This window comes from Sinorhizobium saheli (assembly GCF_001651875.1).
Taxonomy (GTDB): domain Bacteria; phylum Pseudomonadota; class Alphaproteobacteria; order Rhizobiales; family Rhizobiaceae; genus Sinorhizobium; species Sinorhizobium saheli.
Map to the genome: position 1 here is coordinate 1 of NZ_LNQB01000017.1, position 2,788 is coordinate 2,788.

At 63.5% G+C, this 2,788-nt stretch carries 2 protein-coding genes; one reads left to right on the forward strand and one right to left on the reverse strand.

Features of this window, described 5'->3' with window-relative positions; translation table 11 throughout:
* On the forward strand, positions 1 to 217 hold a 217-nt coding region (locus ATB98_RS29705), incomplete at its 5' end, for a hypothetical protein (RefSeq protein WP_210178126.1).
* Positions 218 to 337: 120 nt separating this feature from the next.
* Here ATB98_RS29705 and ATB98_RS00110 read toward each other — a convergent pair.
* Positions 338 to 2,413, reverse strand: a complete 2,076-nt coding sequence (locus tag ATB98_RS00110) for a hypothetical protein (RefSeq protein WP_066867501.1) — start codon at positions 2,411 to 2,413, stop codon at positions 338 to 340.
* Positions 2,414 to 2,788 lie beyond the last annotated feature (375 nt).

The following is a 2,788-nucleotide window of genomic DNA, read 5'->3' on the forward strand; positions in this document are numbered from 1 at the left end:
CCTGCCGAAATCCGCCAAAAAATCGCACCCACCGCGATGGCTTGCGGTAACGCAACACGATTTTCAGCAGCCTGTTAGAGCGGGACGCGTTTCCGCCAGCGCTCTATCTGTTTGGTTTGCCGCATTTGTGCGACGTAAGGTTCCAAAGGACTGCAAGATGCAGGCCCACGTGCCTGCACGCCGGCTCAAGCATCATCATCGTTGCCATTCGGAGTGAGCGCCCCCTCACCCTGGCCCTCTCCCCGCACGCGGGGAGAGGGATCTGAGAGGTCGCCGCGAGTCCCCTTCGCCCCGCCTGCGGGGAGAAGGTGCCGGCAGGCGGATGAGGGGCACGGGCCTACTCCGCCGTGGCCTCGAGCTCCACCTTGTCGAGAAGCAGCAGCGGGTTTTGCGACGCTGCGACGAACTCGAACGCCCCGATACCGCTCTCGGCCTTGGACCTGGCCGTCAGGGTGAAGGTCCCCGGCTTGGCGATGAAGCGCGACGCTGCGTCGAGCACGGCCTGCAGGCGCGGCTGGTCCGCAGCAAATTGCTGCAGCGCGGCCGTAGCGGTCATGGTGAGCATGCCGCGCACCTCATCCTCGGTCATGCCGTTTTCCTCGGTATAGCGCTTGATGCCCTTGGCGACGATCCCCCTGTCCTCGATCTTAAGCCTCGCTTCCCGCGCGGTGAGGCCGAACAGCGCCACCTGGGCCTTGGCCGGGTCGCCAGTGAAGAAATCGCCGCTCACCCCGCCCACCAGGCCGGACACGGAAATGCTGCCGATGTCTCTTGCGCTCATGGAGATATCCTTGATGACGAGGTTCTGGTTCTTTTCGTCCCAGGCTGCTGCGAGGTTCGATGAGAGAACCAACTCCTTGAAGCCGAGCTGGCGCAACTGGACGAATGGCTCCTCCTGCATGGACTCGAGGATCGTCAAGGCAAAATCCTGGTATCCGACGCGGACATCGGTCGGAATGCCGTTGCGGGGCTTCGTCAGCGCCACCTCGTAGTCCTTGAGCGCGAAGCGGATGCGCTCCGGCGCGGGCGTTGCAGGCTCCGCCTTCGGTTCGCCGGCGCCGGGTTCCGCGGCAGCGCCTTGTTCGTCGCTGTCTTCACCACCCGTCGCCGCGGCACCCCTGTCGGCGGGCAGGTCGCCTTCCAGACCCGCCAAGCGGATGGTTCCGAATTCCGGCAACAGCGTCGTGAAGGGGAAAGTTTCCTGCTGCTCTTCGGTGAGCGCGGCGAATTTCCTCAGGGCTTCAAGCGTCGAGTCCCAGGAAAAGCCCGAGATGCTCGCCTCGGCGAGTTTCACGTAATTCGCGTCCTCTCCTATCGACAGGCCGTGCAGCGCGCCATCGAGCTTCCGGCCATCCACCTGAAGCGCGAGGCGATCGATGGCGAACTTGATCCTCTCGGCCTTGTCGCTGCTCTTCGACGGCCCGTCGACCTTCATGCCGCGGATCTCGAAGTCGGCCTTTGCCATCATGTCGACGATCGTCAGCATCCGCTTGAAATAAGCCTGAAGTTCCGCCGGAGGCAGATCGCCGGTCTTCGCCACCGCTTGCAGCTCTTCCAGGACTTCGAGCAGCGGCTCGGACGGCATCCGCATGCTGATGCCGCTGCTGCGCATCTCGGCATAGCCGAAGCTCGCCTCGCCATCCGAGAAGGCGATGTCCTTGACGGAGATGGGTCCGTAGACGGGCTTTGCCTCCTTGTCTTCCGGCCCGGCTTTCTCGGTATAGAGCCGAGCCAGGTAGGCGGCATCGATGTCCTCTGCCGTCATCGCCCCGATGGAGCCGCTCATGCGCTTCTTGCCGCCCTCTTCCTCCGGAGCCTCCACCGCGACTTCGAAGGCGGCGCCGCTCGCCGAATAGCGCGCGATGCGCCCATTGGCGATGTCTTCGGAAGCGACGTTCTTGTAGACCAGCTTTTGCTCGATGCCGGCAACGGCCTGGGTGACGGTGACCTCCGGCGCCGACACCCGCTTTGCCGCGAAGCGCTCGACGCGCTTCGAGAGCGAGAGTTCGCTTCGGTCGCCGAACAGCGCCGTCAGCGTGCCGTAGTCGAGGTTGGCGCCTTCCACGGTCGCACGCGGCACCGCCACCTTGGCGAGCGCCGTGTCGACCTCGACGCCGCTCACCTCGGCCATGCCGTCAAGGAAGAATATCTTCGGCCGCCCGTCGAGCGCCGCAATGCGGATGTCGGCTCCCTCTTTGAGCGGCAGCGCCACGTCGCGCAGATGGATACGTCCGAGAAGGTCCGCCTGGACGGTACCTACCTTGCCGCCACGATCAACGATGAGCGCGCGGATCTTCTTTTCGACCACAATCTTGTAGCCGGTCATGCCGGCGGCGGCGATCGCGACCACCGCAACCGCAGCCCAAAGCGCCCTGCGCCCGCCTTTCCTGGTTCCCTGCTCTCCCTGCCCCACCATCTTCACCCTTTCAACACACGAGAAATTAAAGACGCTTGCATGCGTCTCGCGTGAGTAGACAGGCGGGTCTGCATTTGCAAGTTTGACGGGTGATCTATGCACCAATATCTGTGCCGCTCGCCCGGCGGCTGCTGTCCTTCGATGAGCACGCGGTGCGCGATGACCGCTCGACTGCGCGGCGTGAGGCGGGCATTGTTATGGATGTCCATTCGGTCCCCCGAGAATAACTGAAGCTTCGACAACCTCAGCTTTCCCGGTCGGGGTCGAATGGACAACCTGTTGGAAGCTCACATCTAGCAGGCTGCTGAAAATCGTGTTGCGTTACCGCAAGCCATCGCGGTTGGTGCGATTTTTTGGCGGATTTCGGCAGGA